General features: G+C 67.0%; 22 protein-coding genes. 3 read left to right on the forward strand and 19 right to left on the reverse strand.

What is annotated here, in order from left to right:
* Positions 1 to 273 precede the first annotated feature (273 nt).
* On the forward strand, positions 274 to 897 hold the full coding sequence (locus AC3IMC_RS09060) for a class I SAM-dependent methyltransferase (RefSeq protein ID WP_490918163.1): 624 nt from the start codon (positions 274 to 276) through the stop codon (positions 895 to 897).
* Here AC3IMC_RS09060 and dapF read toward each other — a convergent pair.
* From dapF to AC3IMC_RS09090, 6 genes are all read right to left on the reverse strand, one after another.
* Complete coding sequence (dapF, locus tag AC3IMC_RS09065; protein WP_490918165.1) at positions 869 to 1,813, reverse strand: diaminopimelate epimerase; 945 nt, start codon at positions 1,811 to 1,813, stop codon at positions 869 to 871. The two genes, AC3IMC_RS09060 and dapF, sit on opposite strands and share 29 nt — an antisense overlap.
* 43 nt (positions 1,814 to 1,856) lie before the next feature.
* Complete coding sequence (miaA, locus tag AC3IMC_RS09070) at positions 1,857 to 2,753, reverse strand: tRNA (adenosine(37)-N6)-dimethylallyltransferase MiaA (RefSeq protein WP_490918167.1); 897 nt, start codon at positions 2,751 to 2,753, stop codon at positions 1,857 to 1,859.
* A gap of 3 nt (positions 2,754 to 2,756) precedes the next feature.
* Positions 2,757 to 4,313 (reverse strand): tRNA (N6-isopentenyl adenosine(37)-C2)-methylthiotransferase MiaB, encoded by a 1,557-nt coding sequence (gene miaB / locus AC3IMC_RS09075; protein ID WP_490918169.1) that lies wholly within the window; start codon positions 4,311 to 4,313, stop codon positions 2,757 to 2,759.
* A 3-nt stretch (positions 4,314 to 4,316) separates the two neighbouring features.
* On the reverse strand, positions 4,317 to 4,841 hold the full coding sequence (locus tag AC3IMC_RS09080; protein ID WP_490918171.1) for a regulatory protein RecX: 525 nt from the start codon (positions 4,839 to 4,841) through the stop codon (positions 4,317 to 4,319).
* A 162-nt stretch (positions 4,842 to 5,003) separates the two neighbouring features.
* Positions 5,004 to 6,059, reverse strand: coding sequence for a recombinase RecA (gene recA / locus AC3IMC_RS09085; RefSeq protein ID WP_490918397.1), 1,056 nt, complete (start codon positions 6,057 to 6,059; stop codon positions 5,004 to 5,006).
* Positions 6,060 to 6,315: 256 nt separating this feature from the next.
* Positions 6,316 to 6,540 (reverse strand): DUF3046 domain-containing protein, encoded by a 225-nt coding sequence (locus AC3IMC_RS09090; protein ID WP_490918173.1) that lies wholly within the window; start codon positions 6,538 to 6,540, stop codon positions 6,316 to 6,318.
* A 41-nt stretch (positions 6,541 to 6,581) separates the two neighbouring features.
* Here AC3IMC_RS09090 and AC3IMC_RS09095 point away from each other — a divergent pair, with 41 nt between their 5' ends.
* On the forward strand, positions 6,582 to 7,127 hold the full coding sequence (locus AC3IMC_RS09095; protein WP_490918175.1) for a MarR family winged helix-turn-helix transcriptional regulator: 546 nt from the start codon (positions 6,582 to 6,584) through the stop codon (positions 7,125 to 7,127).
* A gap of 122 nt (positions 7,128 to 7,249) precedes the next feature.
* On the opposite strand, the gene AC3IMC_RS09100 is transcribed toward AC3IMC_RS09095, so the two are convergent.
* The 7 genes from AC3IMC_RS09100 to AC3IMC_RS09130 form a co-directional block, all read right to left on the reverse strand.
* Positions 7,250 to 7,702 carry a helix-turn-helix domain-containing protein gene (locus AC3IMC_RS09100; RefSeq protein ID WP_018771597.1) on the reverse strand — a complete coding sequence of 151 codons (453 nt, stop codon included), beginning with the start codon at positions 7,700 to 7,702 and terminating at the stop codon, positions 7,250 to 7,252.
* Positions 7,703 to 7,868: 166 nt separating this feature from the next.
* A complete protein-coding gene (locus tag AC3IMC_RS09105; RefSeq protein WP_490918177.1) occupies positions 7,869 to 8,348 on the reverse strand; it encodes a CinA family protein in 480 nt (159 codons plus the stop codon).
* The gene (gene pgsA / locus AC3IMC_RS09110) at positions 8,345 to 9,013 is read right to left on the reverse strand and encodes a CDP-diacylglycerol--glycerol-3-phosphate 3-phosphatidyltransferase (RefSeq protein ID WP_490918179.1); all 669 of its coding nucleotides are present in this window, start codon (positions 9,011 to 9,013) and stop codon (positions 8,345 to 8,347) included. The genes AC3IMC_RS09105 and pgsA overlap by 4 nt, the downstream gene beginning before the upstream one ends.
* Before the next feature lie 17 nt (positions 9,014 to 9,030).
* Positions 9,031 to 11,919 carry an FtsK/SpoIIIE family DNA translocase gene (locus AC3IMC_RS09115; RefSeq protein ID WP_490918181.1) on the reverse strand — a complete coding sequence of 963 codons (2,889 nt, stop codon included), beginning with the start codon at positions 11,917 to 11,919 and terminating at the stop codon, positions 9,031 to 9,033.
* A 140-nt stretch (positions 11,920 to 12,059) separates the two neighbouring features.
* Complete coding sequence (locus AC3IMC_RS09120) at positions 12,060 to 13,751, reverse strand: ribonuclease J (protein ID WP_490918183.1); 1,692 nt, start codon at positions 13,749 to 13,751, stop codon at positions 12,060 to 12,062.
* Between the two features lie 40 nt (positions 13,752 to 13,791).
* On the reverse strand, positions 13,792 to 14,700 hold the full coding sequence (gene dapA / locus AC3IMC_RS09125; RefSeq protein ID WP_490918185.1) for a 4-hydroxy-tetrahydrodipicolinate synthase: 909 nt from the start codon (positions 14,698 to 14,700) through the stop codon (positions 13,792 to 13,794).
* Between the two features lie 119 nt (positions 14,701 to 14,819).
* A complete protein-coding gene (locus tag AC3IMC_RS09130) occupies positions 14,820 to 15,104 on the reverse strand; it encodes a hypothetical protein (protein ID WP_490918186.1) in 285 nt (94 codons plus the stop codon).
* A 362-nt stretch (positions 15,105 to 15,466) separates the two neighbouring features.
* Here AC3IMC_RS09130 and AC3IMC_RS09135 point away from each other — a divergent pair, with 362 nt between their 5' ends.
* Complete coding sequence (locus tag AC3IMC_RS09135) at positions 15,467 to 16,702, forward strand: heparan-alpha-glucosaminide N-acetyltransferase domain-containing protein (RefSeq protein WP_490918187.1); 1,236 nt, start codon at positions 15,467 to 15,469, stop codon at positions 16,700 to 16,702.
* Between the two features lie 41 nt (positions 16,703 to 16,743).
* Here the strand turns inward: AC3IMC_RS09135 and AC3IMC_RS09140 are convergent, their stop codons facing one another.
* The 6 genes from AC3IMC_RS09140 to AC3IMC_RS09165 form a co-directional block, all read right to left on the reverse strand.
* Positions 16,744 to 17,223: a hypothetical protein gene (locus AC3IMC_RS09140; protein ID WP_490918188.1), complete on the reverse strand. Its 480-nt coding sequence runs from the start codon at positions 17,221 to 17,223 to the stop codon at positions 16,744 to 16,746.
* A 3-nt stretch (positions 17,224 to 17,226) separates the two neighbouring features.
* Positions 17,227 to 17,997, reverse strand: a complete 771-nt coding sequence (gene dapB, locus AC3IMC_RS09145; protein ID WP_490918189.1) for a 4-hydroxy-tetrahydrodipicolinate reductase — start codon at positions 17,995 to 17,997, stop codon at positions 17,227 to 17,229.
* Positions 17,998 to 18,105: 108 nt separating this feature from the next.
* The gene (locus AC3IMC_RS09150; protein ID WP_490918190.1) at positions 18,106 to 18,582 is read right to left on the reverse strand and encodes a molybdenum cofactor biosynthesis protein MoaE; all 477 of its coding nucleotides are present in this window, start codon (positions 18,580 to 18,582) and stop codon (positions 18,106 to 18,108) included.
* Positions 18,572 to 19,102: a MogA/MoaB family molybdenum cofactor biosynthesis protein gene (locus AC3IMC_RS09155; protein ID WP_490918191.1), complete on the reverse strand. Its 531-nt coding sequence runs from the start codon at positions 19,100 to 19,102 to the stop codon at positions 18,572 to 18,574. Before AC3IMC_RS09155 ends, AC3IMC_RS09150 begins: the two co-directional genes overlap by 11 nt.
* Positions 19,099 to 19,593: a cyclic pyranopterin monophosphate synthase MoaC gene (gene moaC, locus AC3IMC_RS09160; protein ID WP_490918192.1), complete on the reverse strand. Its 495-nt coding sequence runs from the start codon at positions 19,591 to 19,593 to the stop codon at positions 19,099 to 19,101. The genes AC3IMC_RS09155 and moaC overlap by 4 nt, the downstream gene beginning before the upstream one ends.
* On the reverse strand, positions 19,581 to 20,831 hold the full coding sequence (locus AC3IMC_RS09165; protein WP_490918193.1) for a molybdopterin molybdotransferase MoeA: 1,251 nt from the start codon (positions 20,829 to 20,831) through the stop codon (positions 19,581 to 19,583). The genes moaC and AC3IMC_RS09165 overlap by 13 nt, the downstream gene beginning before the upstream one ends.
* Between the last annotated feature and the right edge of the window lie 22 nt (positions 20,832 to 20,853).

The raw sequence follows: 20,853 nt of genomic DNA on the forward strand, positions 1-20,853 counted from the left end.
TCACAGAGGCGGCAGGAAAGGCCGGAGAAATGGCGGGAAGTACAGCGCGAAAGACTGACCTCGAGTATTGTCCGGCGGCCGGAGCAGGCGCTTGGCGACTGATCCGGCGCACAAGCGGAAGGCGTTGTTCGCCTGCGTCGCTGTGGGACGGTGCTGCGGAGCGGGCGGAGCCCGGGCCGGCTACTCGAAGATCAGGAACATGCGTTAAACCGTAGCAGAGGGCTGCGGCCGCGGTTTCACATTACGCTGCAAGGGGAACTACTCTGGCCAGTTATGGAGTCCGCACACTATTTCAGCGCCACCCCCGCCGGCCCCTTTACCCGCAAACCCCTCACGGTTGAACTGGCAGGCCAGACGCGGAAGCTGCAGACGTCCACGGGCATCTTCAGTCCGGACGGAATCGACAAGGGAACCGCCGTCCTCCTGGCCGAAGTCCCGCCGCCCAGTCCAACCGGGAACCTGCTGGACATTGGGTGCGGCTGGGGCCCGGTCGCCCTCACCATGGCTTTGCTCGCCCCGGAGTCCAGGGTCTACGCCGTGGACGTCAACGAACGCTGCATCGCGTTGACCAATGAGAACGCAGCATCACTGGGCCTGTCCAATGTCGTCGCGGGAACGCCTGAGTCTGTGGACTCCGAACTGCGCTTCGACACGATCTGGTCGAATCCGCCCATCCGGATCGGCAAGGATCAGCTGCATGCGCTGCTCAAGCTGTGGCTTCCGCGGCTGGCCGACGGCGGCACGGCGTGGCTGGTGGTGCAGAAGAACCTGGGCTCGGACTCGCTGCAGCGTTGGCTGGCAGCGGAACTGGACGAATCCTTCACGGTGTCGCGCGCATCGACGTCCAAGTCCTTCCGCATCCTCACGGTCAGGAAAGAGTCCCGCTCGCCACAATGACGGCCGGGCCGCTGAGCTCAACGTGCTCGTGGCCGCCAGGGCCGGCAAAGAACTTCACGCCCACCACGCCTCCCGGAACGTGGACACGCCAGGTGTCAGGCGCCTCGGCGCCGGCCCAGTGCCGGATGGCGACGGCTGCCGCACACGCGCCGGTGCCACAGGACTGGGTCTCCCCCACGCCGCGTTCGTGCACGCGCATCGTGACGGAGCCGACGCCATCGTGCACCAGCGGTTCTGCAGGCACCACAAACTCGACGTTGGTCCCGTTGGGGGGAACCGGATCCACCTTCGGCGCGGTGAAGAGCCGGGTGCCGGCCAGCTCGGACAGTTCGGCAAGGGCCACCACGGTGTGAGGGTTGCCCATGCTCACCGAGAGCGCCGGCCTGGCAACTTCCAGCCCGTCGGCGGTGACCAGGGAATCCATGGCCTTGGCGCTGGCTTCCCCGGGGAAAATGAACTCCCAGGGTCCCATGTCCACCGCATAGCCGTCCCCGGTGCGGACCACGGTCTTGACCCCTCCCCGGGTGCCGATGGCGAGCGATCCGCCGTCAGGCAAAGTGACCAGACCCTCGGTGCGGAGGAAGTGGACGAAGACCCTCACTCCGTTGCCGCACATTTCGGACAGTGAGCCGTCGGCGTTGCGGTAGTCCATGAACCATTCCGCGTCCGGATTTTCTGCGAGCAGCTCGCGGCCTTCGGGAAGGAAACGTGACGGCACGGCCCTGATCAGCCCGTCGGCGCCGATGCCGCGGTGCCGGTCACAGAGTGCCGCGGCCTGGCCGGCGTCGATGGCCTGGGTCCCGTCAGGGTCGGCTGTCAGGACGAAGTCGTTGCCGGTCCCGTGCCCCTTGGAAAAGCGGAGCCCGGCCAGGGTACGGAAGGCGGACCCGGAAGTTTCTGTGGGGGTGGCATTCATGGTGTCAAGCGTAGCGGCGGATGCTGCCGGTGCTGAAACGCAGCTACCTGCACAGCTCTGCGGCCTTGCTGTTGAGGTCGGGATCCTGCCAGTCCAGCCAGCTGATGCGGGGGTCGGCGCGGAACCAGGTCAGCTGCCGCCGGGCGAACTGCCGGGTGGCCACAATGGTTTCCTCCGCTGCCTCGCTGACAGTGGAAAGACCGTCGACAACCCGGAGGAACTGCGAATACCCGAGGGCGCGGGAGGATGTTTTGCCGCTGCGCAGGCCTTGGGCATCGAGGCGCTGGACCTCGGCCAGCAGCCCGGCATCCACCATTCGGTGCACCCTGGCCGCCAGGCGCTCCCGCAGGACCTCGCGGTCCACACTGAGCCCTATCTGGATGGCTGGCTGGTAGTACTCGCGGCGCGGCATGAAGGAGCTGAAGGGCCGGCCGGTGAGCTCATGGACTTCCAGCGCGCGGATGATCCTCCGGTCATCGGACAGCCGCTCCGCCGAGGCCGGGTCAACGGCACGGAGCCTGGCCAGCATTGCGGCCGTCCCCTGGTCCGCAAGTTCCGCCTCGAGCCGTTTCCGCAGCTGCGGGTCCGTCCCGGGAAACTCCAGCACGTCCAGGGCAGCGCGGACGTAAAGCCCGGAGCCCCCGGCCAGGATGGCGCGTTTACCGCGCCCGTGGATGTCTTCAATGGCATCGCGGGCCTGCTGCTGGAAGTCGGAGACGCTCGCTTCCTGCGTTACGTCGAGGATGTCCAGGAGGTGGTGCGGCACTCCCCTGCGTTCGGCCACGGTCATCTTCGCAGTGCCGATATCCATGCCGCGGTAGAACTGCATGGCGTCGGCGTTGATGATCTCGCCGTCAAGTTCGAGGGCAAGGTTGACGGCGAGGTCGGATTTACCGGAGCCGGTAGGGCCAACGACGGCGATGACGGACGGAGCGTCCACCTGTCAGCGGGTGCGCAGCGGCAGCGAGGGCATGCCGAGGGAGACGCCCTTCTGGCCCGTCCCGGCACCGGGGGCCGGAGCCCCGCAGGAGTCTGCCTGGGACCTGTCCCAGGCGTCGCCCGCCCGTGACCGTCGCAGGTGGTAGTCCTCGAGCGTGGGATCGGCGATGAGGTGGAACGCGGCGGCCTCGGTGATGGTTACCGTCACCAGGTCGCCCGGCCTGGGCGCGGGTGCACCGTCCGGCACAGAGAAGTGGACAAGCCGCTGGTCCTGCGAACGTCCGGAGAGGCGGTGGGTCTCTTCGGCCTTCCGGCCGGACTGGGCGGTGACCATGACTTCCACCCGGCGGCCGAGCTGCTTGCGGTTCTCTTCGGCGGCGATCCGGTCCTGCAGGGCGGTCAGCCGCTCGAAGCGCTCCTGGACCACTGCCTTGGGCAGCTGGTCCGGCAGGTCGGCAGCGGGAGTGCCGGGGCGCTTGGAGTACTGGAAGGTGAATGCGGTAGCGAAGCGCGACTGTTCGACCACGTCCAGCGTGGCCTGGAAGTCTTCCTCGGTTTCACCGGGGAAGCCGACGATGATGTCGGTGGAGATCGCCGCTTGCGGGATCTTCTCCCGGACCTTTTCCAGGATGCCCAGGAACTTCGTGGAGCGGTACGAACGCTTCATGGCCCGGAGGATGCTGTCGGAGCCGGACTGCAGTGGCATGTGCAGCTGCGGCATGACATTGGGCGTTTCGGCCATGGCGTCAATGACGTCATCGGTGAAGGCGGCAGGGTGGGGGCTCGTGAAGCGAACCCGTTCCAGGCCCTCGATTTCGCCGCAGGCCCGCAGCAGCTTCGAGAAGGCCTGGCGGTCGCCGAATTCGACGCCATAGGAGTTCACGTTCTGGCCGAGCAGCGTGACCTCGATCGCGCCGTCGTCGACAAGCGCCTGGATCTCGGCGAGGATCTCCCCCGGCCGGCGGTCCTTTTCCTTCCCGCGGAGGGCGGGGACGATGCAGAACGTGCAGGTGTTGTTGCAGCCGACGGAGATGGACACCCAGCCGGAGTACACGGAGTCCCGCTTGGTGGGAAGGGTGGACGGGAAGACATCCAGGGATTCCAGGATCTCCAGCTGTGCTTCGTTGTTGTGCCGGGCCCGGTCCAAGAGGGCGGGCAGCGCCCCCACGTTATGGGTTCCGAAGACCGCATCAACCCACGGCGCCTTCTTCAGGATGGTTTCCCGGTCCTTCTGCGCCAGGCAGCCGCCGACGGCGATCTGCATTCCGGGGTTGGCTGCTTTGACCGGGGCCAGGATGCCAAGGTTGCCGTAGAGCTTGTTGTCGGCGTTTTCACGGACCGCGCAGGTGTTGAACACCACCACGTCGGCCTGTTCGCCCTTCGCCGGCACATAGCCGGCGTCTTCAAGCATTCCCGCCATCCGCTCCGAGTCGTGAACGTTCATCTGGCACCCGAACGTTCGCACCTGATAGGTGCGCGGGCGGCTGCCGGCATCCTGCGGGGCGGCTTCTGCCGCAGGGGTGGAGGCGCTGGAATGGGAGGAAGGGATGGTCAAACTCACCCGTTAAGGGTACCGGTTCCCCAGCGGATCGCTGTCGGGATCCTGGGAATCGAGGACCTCGTTGACGATCCGGAACGCCTGCGACGGCTGATAGCCCTTGCGCGCCAGCATCGACGCCAGCCGCCGGACAGTTTTCTCCCGCTCCGCTTGGCCGGAGAGGTCAGTTCCGGGACGCAGCTTGCGCTGCACGAGGATTCTCGCCGCGGCTTCTTCATCCGCGTCCGTCAGCTGCTCCAGGGCTGCGCTGGCCGTGTCCTGGTCGATGCCCTTTTCGGCCAGCTCACGCCGGAGTGCCCCCTTGGCGAGCTTGCGCGACTGTGCACGGCTCCTGACCCACATGTCCGCGAAGTCGGCGTCGTTGATCAGCCGCGCTTCCTCGAACCTGTCCAGGACCGCTTCCGCAACGTCCTCCGGGATGTTCCGTTCGGCGAGCTTCCGCGCCAGCTGCAGCCTGCTCTTGGCTGACGCCGTCAGCTGCCGGTACACGATGGCCTGGGCGACGGAAACCGGATCCGGCTCAGCATCCATGGCCTGGGGATCCTCCGGAGCGGCGAAGCCGCCCGGGCGCCCTGCAGAAGGGCTTCCGGAACGGTTCCGCCGTGACCGCCCCTTCGGGGACCGTCTTTCCGTTGCGCCCGTTCCCTGAGCGGGCGCGCCAGGATCCTGCGTCTCAGAAGACCACGTCAACGGCTAGAACCCGTCGACGGCTTTCAGCTTCGGCGAATCCTTGGAGTCCTCTTCGGCCGCTTTTACCCCGACACCGAGCTTCTCCTTGATCAGGCGCTCCAGTTCGGCGGCGAGCTCAGGGTTGTCGCGCAGGAAGCGGCGGGAGTTCTCCATACCCTGGCCCAGCTGGTCTCCGTCATAGGTAAACCATGAGCCTGACTTCTTGATGATGCCGTGCTCCACGCCCATGTCGATGATGCCGCCCTCGCGGGAGATGCCCTGGCCGTAGATGATGTCGAACTCGGCGACCTTGAAGGGCGGGGCCATCTTGTTCTTGACGATCTTGGCCTTGGTGCGGTTGCCGACAGAATCGGCGCCTTCCTTCAGGGTCTGGATGCGGCGGACATCGATGCGGACCGACGCGTAGAACTTCAGGGCCTTACCACCGGTGGTGGTTTCGGGGGAACCGAAGAACACGCCAATCTTTTCACGCAGCTGGTTGATGAAAATTGCCGTGGTCTTGGTCTGGCTCAGGCGGCCGGTGATCTTACGCAGGGCCTGGCTCATGAGCCGGGCCTGCAGGCCCACGTGGCTGTCACCCATGTCGCCTTCGATTTCAGCGCGGGGCACCAAGGCGGCAACGGAGTCGATAACGATGATGTCCAGCGAACCGGAGCCCACCAGCATGTCCATAATCTCCAGGGCCTGCTCACCGGTGTCCGGCTGGGACACCAGGAGCGCGTCCGTGTCGACGCCCAGCTTTGCGGCGTAGTCCGGGTCCAGGGCGTGTTCGGCGTCGATGAAGGCTGCGATGCCGCCCGCGCGCTGTGCATTCGCCACGGCGTGCAGTGCCACGGTGGTCTTACCCGAGGATTCCGGGCCGTAGATTTCGATGACGCGCCCGCGGGGAAGGCCGCCGATGCCGAGGGCCACGTCCAGCGCAATGGAGCCGGTAGGAATGACCTCGATGGGGGCGCGGACTTCGTCGCCCAGGCGCATCACCGAGCCCTTGCCGAACTGCTTGTCAATCTGGGCCAGCGCTGCTTCCAGCGCCTTGGCACGATCCGGGGCTGCCGCCATGGTTGACACCTCTAATGCTTTCTCGATGGTGGCCTTCGCGGCCGTTTTCTTGGTCATCTCTGACGCTAAGGGGACCCACTGACATTCCGGCCTGAGGACAACGGCTATGTGGATAAACCCGATAGCAAAAGCATAGCTTTATCCGAACAGGTATTCGAAGAGCCGGCCCCGTGCGGCGTGTCAGCAGTAGTTGGCGACCGGCAATCCAGCGCCCCGCTGGTCCTGGGCACCGGGACACCAGGTCACGGCCACCAGGTCAGTCCCTGCGCGGGGGGATGTCCCGCCCCAGCCGCCGTTCGGCCGGTACGTCCTGGACGTCGCAGACTGCCAGCCACACCCTGCGCGGCTCAACCCCGGCCGCGAGGGCCTGGTCCGCGGTGCGGCCACCCACGCCGGAAAGGACCAGGGTGCTGCTCAGGACACGGGAGTATCCCGCGCCGAACTCATCGTCCATGAGCCGCCAGTACTCGCTGATTCGCATCGGTAAATCCTCTCATGAGTATGGACCCTAGAATTGTTGCCATGAGCAACTCCCCCGATGCCCCGTCCGAGTCCGGCGCGGGCGAAGCTGCCGCCGATGAGGCCCTGCAAAACGTCGAACACCAGATCAGTCTTTTTTGGCGGCGGGCCCGGGCTATCTCCAACCAGCTCTCACGGGAAGTGCACCCCGACATGGAACCGGCGGCCTACGGGCTGCTGACCGTCATCCGCCGCGAGGGACCCATCCGGCTTACCGAGCTCGCCATGAACATCGGGGTGGGCAAGCCGTCTGTCAGCCGCCAGATCGCATTCCTGGAAAGCCTGGGGCTGGTGTCGAAGGAGGCTGACCCGCTGGACCGGCGGGCACAGTCCATCCGGCTCACCCCCAAGGGTGAGGAGAAGATGCACCAGGTACAGGACGCGCGGCGCCAGGTCTTCCAGGAGCGGCTGCGTGAATGGCCTGTGGCGGACCTGCAGGAGTTGGCCCGCTACATGGCCAAGCTCAACTCCACCTATGAGCGGGACGGATTTCCCAGGGAGCCCCAGGACGGGGATACCCCCGCCGCGCCCCCGGCGCAGGAGGACTGAACAGGAGCTGCAGAACAGGAGTCACAGGACAGGAATTGCAGGACAAAAAAGGAAGCCTCCGGCGTTGCCGGAGGCTTCCTTGTGTCTAGGGCCGTACCTTGAGGGCCTGGCCCGGACTGCCCTTAGCGGGCGCCGGAGAGAAGGCCCGTGGAAAGTTCGTCGTTCAGTTCAGTGTTGAGGTCGCGCTCAAGGTCGCGGCCATAACGCTGCGAGAATTCCTGCGGGACGGTGTCCGGGACTGCGACGCCTTCGGCCACAGCGACGCGGTCGCTGACCTCGCGGAGCATGCTTGACAGCGGGACATCCAGTGCCGAGCAGATCGAGGACAGGAGCTCTGACGATGCTTCCTTCTGGCCGCGCTCCACTTCGCTGAGGTATCCCAGGGAGACGCGGGCGCTGTGCGAAACTTCACGGAGCGTACGCCCCTGACGCTGGCGGACATCGCGCAGGACATCACCGATTTCGTGACGAAGTACTACCATCTTGCGCTCCTTCTGTTCGCTCTTAGCCTGTTCGGCGAGGCCCACATCCTTCCAGCGGACAACGCCGTTTACGGATACGGGCTGCTTTACCATCTGTATCGCCTTGCTCCCTCATTGGTCAGGTCCGCCGTGAAGCGGACCATCATGGTCATTTCATCCTAGGCGCCTCCGCTATCCGGAAGCGACACAATGTAATAACTAATCGGTACCGGCTTTTGTTCCCGCCAACTTTACGCGCGGTAACTTGCCGGCAGAAACCTCAGGAGGACAAGGCTTCGAGGAGCCTTTCCAGGGCTGCCGCGCAGGCGCCGGCGCGAATGTCCGGCCGGCTGCCGGTGAAGGAATACTCGAATCCTGTGGCCCCTGCGGCCGTTGCGATGCCAATGTACACCCGGCCCACGGGCTTTCCGTCATGCGCGTCTGGTCCGGCCACCCCGGTGGTGGCCACCCCGACGTCGGCATCGAGGGCGGTCCGCGCGCCTGTGGCCATGGCGCTGGCCACGTCCGGGTCGACCGACCCTGCGCGTGCCAGCAGTTCGGCCGGGACGTGCAGGACGTTTTCCTTCACGGAGTTCTGGTAGGCCACTACCCCGCCCTGCAGCATGCCGGATGCGCCGGGAGTGTCGGCGAGCACGGCCGAGACCATTCCTGCGGTCAGAGATTCCGCGGTCGCGACCGTCAGCCGCGACTCCAGGGCCTGCCGGACAGCCTGTGCTGCGAGGTGGTGGAGATTGCTCATGCCTGCTCCTGTCCCTTCTCCGATCGTCCCGTCGCCGGACCAACAGGCCCAGCCTGCCGTTTGCCCTTGGCGCGCAGCCGCAGCGCTTCGATGACGTATTCGACGCCGGTCCACAACGTAATTGCCACCGCCGCCATCATCACGGCGAACGCGATCCAGGCCATCCACGGCGCGAATGCCCCGAACGGCATCAGGTACAGGAAGATCGCGGCGGTCTGTACGACGGTTTTGAGCTTGCCGCCCCGGGACGCCGGGATGACGCCGTAGCGGATCACGAAGAACCGCAAGGCTGTGATGCCCCACTCGCGGACCAGGATCACCAGGGTGGCCCACCACGGCAGCTCACCCAGCAGGGACAGCATCACCAAGGCGGAACCGGTGAGCAGCTTGTCGGCGATGGGGTCGGCGATCTTGCCGAAGTCGGTGACGAGGTTGCGGCTCCTGGCGATGTCGCCGTCGAGCTTGTCCGTGTAGATGGCGACGGCGAACGCCGCCACCGCGGCCCAGCGCCACGGGCCCGAGACGCTGTGCAGTCCGGGCGCATCGGCCACAAGGAACCACACGAAGAACGGAACCAGCGCGATGCGGATCATGGTCAGGACATTGGGAAGGTTCCAGACCCCGGCACGGCCATGGCCGGCGGCGGTTGCATCAGTGCTAGTCACGTTTCTAGGCTACCGGCCTAGCGCCCCGTGAGGGACCAGGCGTCCTCGGAACCGTCGTCGTCATCGCCGTAGCCGCCCGGAGCGGAGTCAGAGCCGTCGTAATATTCGACGTTCTGCTTCCGCTTGTCGAGGTCTGCAGCCACGAGGTCCTCGGCGTAGCCGCCCTGGGCGATGTTCGCGTTGGCGTTGTCGCTCAGAGCCGCTGTCTGGGAATCCGGTGCCGCGGGGGCCTCCTGCCCCTTCATGGCGGCCAGGACGGCGGCGAGGTCGTCCGGTTTGACCAGCACGTCCCGGGCCTTGGAGCCTTCGGAGGGGCCCACCACCCCGCGGGACTCGAGCAGGTCCATGAGCCGGCCGGCCTTCGCGAACCCGACGCGGAGCTTGCGCTGCAGCATCGAGGTAGAACCGAACTGGGTGGTCACCACAAGCTCCGTGGCCTGCAGCAGCACCTCCAGGTCGTCACCGATGTCATCGTCGATCTGCTTCTTTTCCGCCTCGGGAGCGACGTCGTCGCGGTAGACCGCCTGCAGCTGCCCCTTGACGTGCTCCACCACCTTGTGGATCTCGGACTCCGAGACCCAGGCACCCTGGACGCGCATCGCCTTGGAGGCGCCCATCGGCAGGAAGAGAGCGTCACCCTGGCCGATGAGTTTCTCGGCGCCGGGCTGGTCCAGGACCACGCGGGAGTCAGTGACGGAGGACGTGGCGAACGCCATGCGGGACGGCACGTTGGCCTTGATCAGGCCGGTGACCACGTCCACGGAGGGCCGCTGGGTGGCCAGCACCAGGTGGATGCCTGCGGCACGGGCAAGCTGGGTGATGCGGACGATGGAATCTTCGACGTCGCGCGGGGCCACCATCATGAGGTCCGCGAGTTCGTCGACGATCACCAGCAGGTAGGGGTAGGGGCGGATGACCCGCTTGGAGTCCGGCGGCGGCTGGACCTTGCCCGCCCGGACTGCCTTGTTGAAGTCGTCGATGTGCTTGAAGCCGTAGTTGGCGAGGTCGTCATAGCGTGCGTCCATTTCGCGGACCACCCACTGCAGCGCCTCGGCGGCCTTCTTGGGGTTGGTGATGATGGGCGTGATCAGGTGCGGGACGCCTTCATAGGCGGTCAGCTCCACGCGCTTGGGGTCCACCATGACCATGCGCACCTCGTCCGGGGTGGCGCGCATGAGGATGGACGTAATCATCGAGTTGACGAAGGACGACTTACCGGCACCGGTGGCACCGGCCACCAGGAGGTGGGGCATCTTGGCAAGGTTGGCTACCACGTAGCCACCCTCCACATCCTTGCCCACGCCCATCACCATCGGGTGGTCGGTGCGGCGCGCGTTCTGGCTGCGGAGCACATCGCCCAGTGACACGGTCTCGCGGTCCGTGTTGGGGATCTCGATGCCGATGGCCGACTTGCCGGGGATGGGGCTGAGGATCCGGACGTCACTGGAAGCCACGGCGTAGGAGATGTTCTTGGACAGGGCCGTCACCCGCTCCACCTTGGTGCCGGGCGAGAGCTCGATCTCGTACCGGGTTACCGTGGGACCCCTGCTGAAGCCGGTGACAGTGGCGTCGACGTTGAACTGCTGGAGCGTGTCGGTCAGGGCTGCGACGACGGCGTCGTTGGCTTCGGTGCGCTCCTTCGGGATGGAGCCCGGGGTAAGGAAGTCCGAGGCAGGGAGCGTGTAGGTGACGTCACCGGCGAGTGACAGCTGCTCCGTGCGCTGCGGGATGGGGACGGGCGGCGGGGCGGGTGCCACAGGGTTTGAAGGGACGGTGGGAGCGGGGCGGGCAGGAGCTGCAGCGCCGGGAATGACCAGCGGGATGGCCTCGGTGGCGTTCTCCGGGGCGGGAGCAGACTCCCCCTTGCCCAGCCCCTGGGCCGCCTTGATCTTTTCGACGGCGATCTCCGCCTGGGTGGGGCGCCGTACGCCGGGAGCCGGCCGCGCAGGCCCGGGCTCGTCGTCGTCGATGACGGCGTGCTCAAAGGCTTCATCGCCCACGTAGCCGTCCAGGCCGGCGTCGGCCTCCTCGTCCTTACCGAAGAGCTTGCGCTTCTTCTTCTTGGGCGCGGCCGGCTGGGTCCTTTCCAGGTAGCTGCGGTCATGGACATCACCGGGCTGGTCCTGCTCCATCAGGTCGATGCCCATGAGGTGTTCGTATGCACCGCGAAGTCGGCGCGGGATGGCGGTGAACGGGGTTGCCGTGATGATGAGCAGCGACACGAAGGTGAGCAGCGCGTAGAGCACCACCGGCACGGCCGGGTGGATGGCGGCCAGGGGCGTGGCGGCCAGGAAGCCGAGCATGCCGCCGGCCTGCCGGAGCCCGTCGAAGCCCTGGGCGACAGTCGGCTGCCCGCCGAGGACATGGGCCAGGCCGCAGCCGGCGAAGGTCATGATCAGGAAGCCAATGCCCACCCTGTTGTTGCCCCTGCCATCCTCGGGCCGGCGGAAGAGCCGGAAGGCGCAGACGAAGAGCATGAGCGGAAGCAGGAGGGAGATCCAGCCGAAGGTGCCGTTGACCACCGCGTACACGGCGTCCGGGAACCATCCGGTCAGGCCCCACCAGGCGAACGTGGCAATGAAGGTCCCCAGCGCCAGGTTGAACAGGGCTGCACCGTCGCGGCGCTCTTCCGGGGGCAGGTCGCTGACGTCATGGCCGATGCGGCGCACTCCCCCGCCCACCAGGTGTCCCAGTCCCAGCCACGCTCCGCCGACCACCCGGAGCAGCCAGGGCTGGTGGTGTTCGACGGCGGGAAGCTGGCGGGTGCGCGCGGTGCTGGACGAGCCGCTGCCGCGTCCGGACCTGCCGGAGGTGGAGCCGGTTCCGCGGGCTGTGGAGCTGCCGGACTTGCTGCCCGAACCGCCCCTGCCGGTACCTTTGGGCGCGGAAGTAGTGCGTGTGGCCATGGTTCCACGCTACCGGAACAAGGCTCCCATTCCCGGGATATCGGAGTTCCCCGGCCAGCCTGCGGGGATGCGCGAAGGGCCCGGTTCCTGGGAACCGGGCCCTTCGAAGGACAGCGTGCCAACGGTGGCGGGAATGCCCGTCAGGCTTCGAGGACCACCGGGATAATCATGGGCTTGCGGCGGAGCTTCCGGTTGACCCAGGTGCCCACGACCCGGCGGACCACCTGCTGGAGCTGGTGGCTGGTGTGGTCGGCGTGGTTCTGGACTGCTTCCTCCAGGGCCGCGTTGATCTTCGGGATGATGTCGTCGAAGACCGAGTCGTCCTCGGCGACACCACGGGCGTGAATCTCCGGACCGGACACCACCTTGCCGGTGGCGCGGTGAATGACCGTGATGATGGAGATGAAGCCTTCGTCGCCCAGGATGCGGCGGTCCTTGAGGTCGGCATCCGTGATCTCGCCCACGCTTGAGCCGTCCACGTAGACGAAGCCCACCTCCACCTGGCCCACGATGTCTGCCTGGTGGTCGCGGAGGTCGATGACGGTGCCGTTGTCGGCGAGGATGACACTGGCCTCCGGCACGCCGGACTCGATGGCGATCTTGCCGTTGGCGATCAGGTGCCGGGTCTCACCGTGCACGGGCATGGCGTTCAGGGGCTCAAGGATGTTGTAGCAGTACAGCAATTCGCCGGCTGCAGCGTGGCCGGAGACGTGGACCTTGGCGTTGCCCTTGTGGATCACGTCGGCCCCGAGCTTGAGGAGGCCGTTGATGATCCGGAACACCGCATTCTCATTGCCCGGGATGAGGCTGGAGGCCAGGATGACAGTGTCTCCGTCGCCCACCACCACCCGGTGATCACCGTTCGCCATCCGGGACAGGGCCGCCATGGGCTCGCCCTGGGAGCCGGTGGACATGAGTACCACGCGGTTATCCGGGAGGTTGTCGATGTTCTTGATGTCCACGATGAGTCCGGCCGGGACGTCAAGGTAACCGAGTTTTTCCGCGATGGCCATGTTGCGGACCATGGACCGGCCCACGAAGGCCACCTTGCGGTTGTGCTTGGCGGCGGCATCCAGGACCTGCTGGACGCGGTGCACGTGCGAGGAGAAGGACGCGACAATGATGCGCTTGGTGGCCTGCCCGAAGAGCCGCTCGAGGGTGGGGCCGATTTCCTTCTCCGCCGTGGTGAAGCCGGGAACGTCCGCGTTGGTGGAGTCGGACATGAACAGGTCAACGCCCTCTTCCCCCAGCTTGGCGAAGTGCCGCAGGTCGGTGATCCGGCCATCCAGCGGGAGCTGGTCCATCTTGAAGTCGCCTGTGTGCAGGACGGTGCCGCCTGCGGTGCGGATGAACACGGCCAAGGCATCGGGGATGGAGTGGTTGACAGCTACGAACTCGCATTCGAAGGGGCCGAACTTCTCCACCTGGCCCTCTTCCACGGTCAGGGTGTAGGGCCGGATGCGGTGCTCCTGCAGCTTCGCCTCGATCAGGGCAAGGGTCAGCTGCGATCCCACCAGCGGGATGTCGTTGCGCAGCTTCAGCAGGTACGGTACGGCGCCGATGTGGTCCTCGTGCCCGTGGGTGAGGATCACTGCCACGACGTCGTCCAGCCGGTCCTCGATGTAGGAGAAGTCCGGAAGTATCAGGTCAACGCCGGGCTGGGTTTCCTCGGGAAAGAGGACGCCGCAGTCCACGATCAGCAGTTTGCCGTCGATTTCGAACACGGCCATGTTCCGGCCGATCTCCCCCAGCCCGCCGAGCGGGACGATCCGAAGCGTGCCCTGCGGCAGGCGTGGAGGGGTGACAAGGCCGGTGAGGGCAGTTTGGGTCATATTGCACTACTTTCCAGGCGGAAGGGTGCCGGTCTTAGCCTCAGGAGAAGACCAGCCCCGCCTCCGCCAAATCCCCGCGGATGGTTTCGATCTCGGTTTCGTCCGGCTCCACGAGGGGCAAACGGACAATCGAGTTGGGCAGGACTCCCTGCCATTTAAGAATCTGCTTGGCCGCCACGGCACCCTGGACCCGGGTCATGGTTGCGCGGACCACCGGCTGGAGCTCGAAGTTGATCTTCCGGGCGGTGCCGAGGTCGTTGGCGTTAACGGCGTCGATGAGTTCGCGGAAGCGGCGGGTGGCCACGTGCGTGGTCACGCCCACCAGGCCGACGGCGCCCAGCGCCATCCAGGGCAGGGTGAGTCCGTCGTCTCCCGAGTAGAAGAGGAGGTCGGTTTCGGCCATGACGCGGGTGGCGGCGGTGAGGTCGGCCTTGGCGTCCTTGACGGCAACGATGTTGGGGTGCTGGGCCAGCCGGATCAGGGTGTCGGGTTCGATCGGAATGGAGGACCGGCCGGGGATGTCGTACAGCATGACGGGAACGTCCACGGCGGAGGCGATGGTCTCGAAGTGGGCGCGGACGCCGGCCTGGCTGGGCTTGTTGTAGTAAGGGGTCACCAGGAGGAGGCCGTCGACGCCGAGGGCTGCGGCCTGCCGGGACAGGTGGACCGAGTGCGCGGTGTCGTTGGTGCCGGTGCCGGCGATAATGGCGGCACGTCCGCCGACGGCGTCCTTGACCGCGCGGAACATGCCGAGGTTCTCTTCGTCCGTGAGGGTGGACGTTTCGCCGGTGGTGCCGGTGACCACCAGGCCGTCGCAGCCGTCGTCGACCAGCTTGGTGGCCAGCGCTGCCGCCTGGTCGTAATCCACTGCGCCGTCCTTGGTGAACGGCGTGACCATGGCGGTCAGGAGGGTACCGAGGGCAGGGATGTGCGCGGAAGAGTCAGCCATGGAAAAAACGTTACCCTGTCTCCCGCTGGTTAGGACAATGCCACGGGCGTGACGAGCGTCAAATACGGTTCTTCCGGCCACCGGCGCGGCCGTGCTCGAGGGGCGGGGCAACGCCTGCTCTAGGGGCCTTCCGTCCGCGGTTCGGCCCCGGAATGGCAGTACCGGCCGACGGCAGCCTGCCGCAGGTCTTCAGCCCAGGACACGAGCCGCTGCGCTGCCCTGACGTAGTGGAACAGCTCCGTGGGGGTCAAGGCTTCGATATCCGTCTCCGACAGGCGGCGGGCCAGCTCGGCTCCCTCAGGCTGTGCATCGAGGCTGATGCCTTCGTTTTCCCACTGGACGTCCGCCGCCGCCCGCCCGGCCACGAGCTGCCGGAACAGGTAGTCCACCACTCCCGGGCTCATGGCCCTGAGCAGACCACCGTCCCGGGCGCTGTCCGGAGCGCCGAGCCCTGCGCCGCTCCCGCGGTTTAGGGCCGCCGCTGCTCCGACTGCCCCGGCGGAGGGAGGGCCGGACGGAAGGCCGCATTTTTCAGGACCGCCAGGAGGATAACCTCCCGGGCGCCGCTTGTCGGGTTGCATCGGGGCTTCGGGCGATGGCGTGGACATGATGCCATGGTATTCGAACATATATTCGAATACAAGGGATTGCGCGCCGAGCCCCAATGCCCCGGCCCACTGCCCCGGCCCACTGCTCCGGCGGCTCCGACCGCTCCCCCCGCTCCGCTTGACAGCGGGCCGGGAGGACGGTGTGAGACGATCTGCTCATGACGTCCCGCATCCCGGCCACCAGGTCCCGGAAGACCCCAGGCCGGCAGAAACCGGGCCGCCTTCGAGGCATCGACGCTGCCCGGGGCCTCGCCTTGCTGGGCATGATGGCCACGCACCTGCTGCCCACATTCGAGTCCAACCCCAGCCTCACTCCAACGTGGGTGGGTCTCGTCTTTTCCGGCCGTTCGGCCGCCCTGTTCGCGGTGCTGGCCGGCGTGGGACTGGCGCTGTCCACGGGGAAGCAGGAGCCGGCGGAGGGCAGGGAGCTGTCCGCCGCACGCCGCGGCGTGGCGCTGCGTGCCCTGGTGATCGCCGCCGTCGGACTTTCCTTGGGGGCGCTGGAAGTCAATGTGGCCATCATCCTGGTCCACTACGCGGTGTTGTTCCTGTGCATCCTTCCGTTCCTGGGGATGGGCGTGAAGCGCCTGTGTCTTTGGGCTGCGGGCTGGATCCTGGCGTCGCCGGTGCTGGCATACCTGCTGCGTCCATGGCTCCTTGCTTCCGAACCGCCGCTGAAACTCGGCCATAATCCGTCATGGGAAGACTTGTCCGTCCCCTCGCAGCTGCTGGCAGATCTCTTCCTCACGGGCTACTACCCGGTGCTCCAGTGGCTGTCCTATTTGCTGGTGGGACTGGTCATCGGCCGGCTGGCGCTCACCAAGGCGCTGGTACCGGTCTTCCTGCTCGTGGCCGGGACAGTGGTGGCGATAGCGTCCAAGGCCCTGGGGGTCGCCGCGATGGAGAGCTGGGGCGGCCGCGAGGCGCTGGAGAAGGTCCTCAACTCACCGGGCTACCCGCTGGACAGCGTGCTGCAGGTGAACCTGACAGGGTTATCGCAGGAAGGGTCGTGGTGGTGGCTGGCTTCGGCGGCACCGCACTCGGGCACCTCCCTTGACCTCCTGCATACCTCGGCCGTGGCAGCAACCGTCATCGGTGTTTGCCTGCTCCTGGAACGGCTTGCGGATTGGGTGGACCTGGACCTGCTGCTGCCGCTGCGGGGCGCCGGAGCAATGACACTGACCTTGTACACCGTCCATGTCTGGGTAATCTCGGGCTTCTACCTGAAACCACTGCCTGCCGGCTGGACGGAGGACGGAATGTACTTTGCCCAGGCGGCCGCTGCGATCCTTCTCGGCGTGGTATTTGCCCGGTTGTCGTGGCGAGGCCCCTTGGAATGGGCGGGCCATGCCGCGAACCGCCTGGGCCGTGGCGGGCTCAGGGCCATGCACTAGGCAACGACAGAACCCCGCGGGCCACCAGGCGGCCGGGCAGGTTACAGCTGGGACGCCGTGGTGAAGAGCCGGACGGCGTCGCGCATGGACGCGCGGGCCCGCTTGCGGTCACCGGCAGCGTCATAGGCGCAGCTCAACCGGAACCAGGACCGCCAGTCATCCGGGGCGGCCTCGGCTTCGGCACGGTACTTTTCGAATTCCGCATCCGCCGCAGCCCGGACGATACGGCCACCGGGCGTGCGCGGCAGTTCGTCCACGGGCAGCCCACCTTCGGCCTCGAGGACCTTGGCCATCTGTTCGGTCCGGGCGCCAAACAGCAGCTCGCGGATCAGGGCCCACGCACCAATAACAGGCAACACCAGGTAGGCGGCGCCGATGGCCTTGGCCGTCAGGTTGCTGTCACCCAGCAGCAGGACCGAGCGCTGGAAGGACACCACCAGGTAGAAGACCAGCAGCAGCGTCACCGCGCCCACCCAGATCTTGGTGCGGTTCCTCCGGAAACCGGAGAGGAGCGCGTCCACGGCCTAGAGCCCCAGGTCCAGGTAGCCGTCGAGGCCGACGGTCAGCCCGGGATGTGCCGCGACGTTGCGCACCCCCAGGAGCACGCCGGGCATGAAGGAGGCGCGGTCAAAGGAATCGTGGCGCAGGGTCAGCTGTTCCCCTGGACCACCCAGCAGGACTTCCTGGTGGGCCACGAGGCCGCGGAGCCGTACGCTGTGGACGCGCACGCCGTCCACCTCGCAGCCGCGGGCTCCGGCGATTTCGCTGGTGGTGGCGTCGGGGCTGGGCGGTACGTCGGCCGCAGCCCGCTCAGCCGCAATGAGTTGGGCAGTGCGCACGGCGGTGCCGGAGGGGGCGTCCACCTTGTCCGGATGGTGCAGTTCGATGATCTCCACGGACTCGAAGTACTTGGATGCCTTGGCAGCGAAGGCCGAGGCCAACACCGAGCCCAGGGCGAAGTTGGGGGCGATCAGCACCCCCGTCTGCGGGTGCTGCGCCAGCAGCGATTCGAGCGCGGACAGCCGGCCGGCGTCCCAGCCGGTGGTGCCCACCACGGCGTGGATGCCGTGCTCGACGGCGAAGCGGACGTTCGCTTCGGTGCTTTCGGGGACGGTCAGGTCCACCACGTACTGGGCGCCGGCAGAGGCCACTTGGTCCAGCGAGTCACCCCGACCCAGGGCTGCGACGAGCTTCATGTCGGGCGCGGCGTCGACGGCCTTGACGGCCTCGGCGCCCATGCGTCCGTTGGCGCCCAGGACGGCCACCAGTTTGGGTGCGGAGTGTTGTTCGGTCATGCCGTTAAGCCTACCGGCGAGGCCGCCCCGTGCAGGAACCGGGCCGTGTGCGTTACCTCGCAGGAAGCGGCGTTTCAGTCCAGGATATTAGGGACTTGAAGCCAGCGGTCAGCCGCCCGCGCCGACCCATTCCACGGTCCCGTCGGAGAAGAACTGCTCCTTCCAAATGGGGACCTGCTCCTTGATCCGGTCCACCAGCTCGGAGCAGACAGCGAAAGCCTGTCCCCGGTGGGCGGCGGAAACAGCGCACACGAGCGCGGGGTCACCGATCTCCAGCATCCCGATCCTGTGCGCCGCCCAGATCCGGACCGGCTGCTGCACGGCATCCCCGCCGTTGCGCCCGGCCTCGTTCTGTTCGGCAACAAGGCGCGCGACGACGTCGGACATCACCTGGTGTGCCGTGGGGTGCGCACTGTAACTAAGGCGCTCGACGGCCTTACCGCCGTCGTGGTTGCGGACCACACCGCTGAAGCTGACCACCGCGCCTGCGGTGTCGCTCTCCACGGCGGCGATCGCCTGGTCAACGGAGATGGGCTCCGCGCTCAGGACGGCGGATACCACCTCGAATGCTGCTTCAGTGCCCATGTCCGCCTTCCAGCTGGTCGCAGAGGTGCCCGATCACCGGGTCCAGGACGGTCAGCCCGTCCATGACCCCTTTCGGTGAACCGGGCAGATTCACTATAAAGGTTTGTCCGGCTGCGCCCGCATAGCCCCGGCTGAGTGCGGCCAGGGGGGTCTTGGCGGCGCCGGCGCGCCGGATGGCTTCCATGATCCCCGGGATTTCCCGGTCGAGGAAGGGAAGGGTGACGTCCGGGGTCCGATCATCCGGGCTCAGGCCCGTACCGCCACTGGTGATGACGACGGCGGGTCGCTGGGTCAGGAGCGCCCGGATGGCGCCTGCCACGGGCTCCCCGTCGGGGACCACCATGGGCGGGAAGACGTCGAAGCCGTGCTCGGCCAGCCAGTCGGCGATGACGGGGCCGGTCTCGTCGTCGTAGATCCCCGCCGCGGCGCGGGTGGAGGCGATCACAATGCCGGCCTTGCGCCCCTGCACATCGCCGTGCCGGTGCGGTTCCGGGACATCAAGGATTCCAGGGTTGGTCACAGCGCCCAGTCCCCGCTCTTGCCGCCGCTCTTGGCCAGCACCTTAATGTCCGTCAGGACCGCGTGCTTGTCCACGGCCTTGATCATGTCATAGACGCTCAGGGCCGCCACCGATGCGGCGGTCAGGGCCTCCATCTCAACGCCGGTGACGCCGCGCGTCTTGACGCTGGCCATGATGGTGACCGCGGACGGGCCGAGGTCAAAGTCCACGGTGACCTTGGAGATGGGCAACGGGTGGCAGAGCGGGATCAGTTCCGGGGTCTTCTTGGCGGCCATGATGCCGGCTACGCGGGCAACCGCCAAGGCATCACCCTTCGGAAGGCCGCCGGTACCAAGGAGTTCCATCACCTCGGCGGTGGTGTGGACGGTGGCGGTGGCGGTGGCCTCGCGCGTGGTCTCTGCCTTGGCGGAGACGTCCACCATCTGGGCGCTGCCGTCTTGGCGCAGATGCGTCAAGGCAGCCGGTGTCTGTTCTGATTTCACAGCATCCATACTTCCACCTCATCCCCTGCGTCGAGCGCCGGGACGCCTTCGGGGACGTGGACCAGGACGTTCGATCCTGCGAGCGCGTGCATCAGGTGCGAGCTTTCGCCGCCCTCCAGGTGAACCGTGCCGTCCGCGTGCAGGTTGCCGCGGCGGACCTGGTGCTTCCGCCCTGGCGAGGTGAGCGCCTGGCCCAGGCGGGCGGGGAGCGGCAGCCTGGGCGCCGGTGCCCCCAACAGTGTGGCCAGGGCCGGGCGGAGGAACATTTCGAAGGACACCAGGCAGCTGACCGGGTTGCCGGGAAAGCCTAGGAAAGGGATGCCGTCAAACCTTCCAATCCCCTGCGGTCCGCCCGGCTGCATGGCCACGTGCAGGAACTCCACGGGCTGTTCCGCCATCGCCTGGCGGACCACCTCGTACGCCCCTTTGCTGACCCCGCCCGTCGTGACGATCAGGTCGACTCCCTGGCCTTTGGAACGCAGCAGGTTCCGCAGATCATCCGGATTGTCGGTGGAGATCCCGGCGCGCTTGACGGCCAGCCCCGCCTGCCGCATGGCCGCTTCCAGGAGGGTACCGTTGGCGTCGTAGATCTTCCCTGGCTCCAACACCTGTCCAGGTTCCACCACCTCGTCCCCGGTGGCCACGAGCAGGACGGCAACGGGCTTGTAGACCTCGACGTCCGGGATGCCGAGCGCGGCGAGCAGCCCCAGCTGTGCCGGGCCCAGGAACGTCCCGGCGGCCAGCGCCCGCTCCCCCACGGTGATGTCGCTGCCAGCGGCGCGCACGTAGGTTCCGGCCTGCACGGCGGGCAGCTGCACGGTGGCTCCGTCCCGTACGTCCAGGAAGTGGTCCGGTACGGCGCGTTCAATGGGTACGACGGCGTCGGCCCCCGCCGGGATCATGGCACCGGTCATGATGGGAGCGGCCGTCCCGGGCTCCAGCGGCCGCGGACGCGACCCGGCAGGAACTGGGGGCATGATGCGAAGGTCCGTGCCGCCGTCGGGGATGTCCCCGGAACGGACGGCATAACCGTCCATCTGGGAGTTGGCGAAGGGCGGCAGGCTGACCGGGGCGGCGATGTCCCGCACCAGGCCGCGGCCCAATGCCTGGTTCAGCGGAAGTGTTTCGGCGCGGTCCGCAGCCCGGACCTCGTGGAGGAGTTCCACGACGGCGGCGGCATGATCGGCAACGGAGCGTGCATGCCCTGCTGCGGGCCGGGCATGGCCGTGCTGGGGGTGGCTGGTCATGGTACGCCTTCGGTCGCGGCCT

The organism is Arthrobacter sp. E70, assembly GCF_058266945.1.

Bases quoted from the DNA above. Each gene is read 5' to 3' on its own strand.
- dapA (WP_490918185.1), bottom strand. From the start codon at position 14,700: ATGGCTGACTCTTCCGCGCACATCCCTGCCCTCGGTACCCTCCTGACC.
- AC3IMC_RS09115 (WP_490918181.1), bottom strand. From the start codon at position 11,919: ATGGCCACACGCACTACTTCCGCGCCCAAAGGTACCGGCAGGGGCGGT.
- AC3IMC_RS09120 (WP_490918183.1), bottom strand. From the start codon at position 13,751: ATGACCCAAACTGCCCTCACCGGCCTTGTCACCCCTCCACGCCTGCCG.
- AC3IMC_RS09150 (WP_490918190.1), bottom strand. From the start codon at position 18,582: ATGGGCACTGAAGCAGCATTCGAGGTGGTATCCGCCGTCCTGAGCGCG.
- dapF (WP_490918165.1), bottom strand. From the start codon at position 1,813: ATGAATGCCACCCCCACAGAAACTTCCGGGTCCGCCTTCCGTACCCTG.
- AC3IMC_RS09060 (WP_490918163.1), top strand. From the start codon at position 274: ATGGAGTCCGCACACTATTTCAGCGCCACCCCCGCCGGCCCCTTTACC.
- dapB (WP_490918189.1), bottom strand. From the start codon at position 17,997: ATGACCGAACAACACTCCGCACCCAAACTGGTGGCCGTCCTGGGCGCC.
- AC3IMC_RS09105 (WP_490918177.1), bottom strand. From the start codon at position 8,348: ATGAGCAATCTCCACCACCTCGCAGCACAGGCTGTCCGGCAGGCCCTG.
- moaC (WP_490918192.1), bottom strand. From the start codon at position 19,593: ATGGATGCTGTGAAATCAGAACAGACACCGGCTGCCTTGACGCATCTG.
- AC3IMC_RS09165 (WP_490918193.1), bottom strand. From the start codon at position 20,831: ATGACCAGCCACCCCCAGCACGGCCATGCCCGGCCCGCAGCAGGGCAT.
- AC3IMC_RS09135 (WP_490918187.1), top strand. From the start codon at position 15,467: ATGACGTCCCGCATCCCGGCCACCAGGTCCCGGAAGACCCCAGGCCGG.
- AC3IMC_RS09095 (WP_490918175.1), top strand. From the start codon at position 6,582: ATGAGCAACTCCCCCGATGCCCCGTCCGAGTCCGGCGCGGGCGAAGCT.
- AC3IMC_RS09100 (WP_018771597.1), bottom strand. From the start codon at position 7,702: ATGGTAAAGCAGCCCGTATCCGTAAACGGCGTTGTCCGCTGGAAGGAT.
- AC3IMC_RS09080 (WP_490918171.1), bottom strand. From the start codon at position 4,841: ATGGATGCTGAGCCGGATCCGGTTTCCGTCGCCCAGGCCATCGTGTAC.
- AC3IMC_RS09090 (WP_490918173.1), bottom strand. From the start codon at position 6,540: ATGCGAATCAGCGAGTACTGGCGGCTCATGGACGATGAGTTCGGCGCG.
- AC3IMC_RS09130 (WP_490918186.1), bottom strand. From the start codon at position 15,104: ATGAGCCCGGGAGTGGTGGACTACCTGTTCCGGCAGCTCGTGGCCGGG.
- recA (WP_490918397.1), bottom strand. From the start codon at position 6,059: ATGGCGGCAGCCCCGGATCGTGCCAAGGCGCTGGAAGCAGCGCTGGCC.